A 944-nucleotide genomic window follows, 5' to 3' on the forward strand; every position below is an offset into this window, starting at 1 on the left:
GCCTGAAGGCCACCGCCAGCGGCGCCTTCGGCGACAAGAATGCGGCGCTTGGCAAAACCGTTGCCGTCAACGGCATTACGCTCGGCGGTGCCGACGCGGGCAACTACACGCTGGCGAACAACACCGCCAGTACGACGGCCGATATCAGCCGCGCCGCCATCAATGCCGTCACCGGCATCACGGCCAACAGCAAGGTCTATGACGGCACGACCAATGCCATGGTCAACACCGCCGGCGCAGCGTTTGCCGGCATCGTCGCTGGCGATAGCCTGAACGCCACCGCCAGCGGCGCCTTCGGCGACAAGAATGCGGCGCTTGGCAAAACCGTTGCCATCAGTGACATTACGCTCGGCGGTACCGATGCCGGCAACTACACGCTGGCCAGCAGCACCGCCAGCGCCACCGCCGACATCAGCCGCGCGACTATCAATACCGTCAGCGGCATTACCGCCGGCAGCAAGGTCTATGACGGCACCAGCGGCGCTACTGTCAACACGAACGGCGCTCTCTTTGCCGGCATGGTGAATGGCGACAGCCTGAACGCCAGCGCCAGCGGTGCGTTTGCCGACAAGAACGCGGCGCTTGGCAAAGCCGTTGCCATCAATGGCATTACGCTCGGCGGCGCCGACGCCGGCAACTACACGCTGGCTGCCAACACGGCCAGCACCACCGCCGACATCAGCCGCGCCACCGTCAATACCGTCACCGGCATTACGGCTGGCAGCAAGGTCTATGACGGCACTACGGCGGCAACGGTCAGCACCGCCGGCGCAGCGTTTAACGGCATGGTCGCAGGCGACAGCCTGAACGCCACCGCCAGCGGCGCCTTCGCCGACAAGAATGCCGCCACCGGCAAGGCGGTCAACGTCAGCGGCATCGCCCTGGGCGGTAACGACGCGGGCAACTACAATCTGACCAGCAACACGGCGAGCACGACCGCCGAT

1 protein-coding gene is annotated in these 944 nt (G+C 65.6%); it reads left to right on the plus strand.

What is annotated here, in order from left to right:
* A partial coding sequence (locus CD932_RS28695) for a YDG domain-containing protein (RefSeq protein WP_254926473.1) occupies nucleotides 1-944 on the plus strand: 944 nt, incomplete at both ends.

The organism is Janthinobacterium sp. PC23-8 (assembly GCF_002250505.1).
Taxonomy (GTDB): domain Bacteria; phylum Pseudomonadota; class Gammaproteobacteria; order Burkholderiales; family Burkholderiaceae_D; genus Janthinobacterium.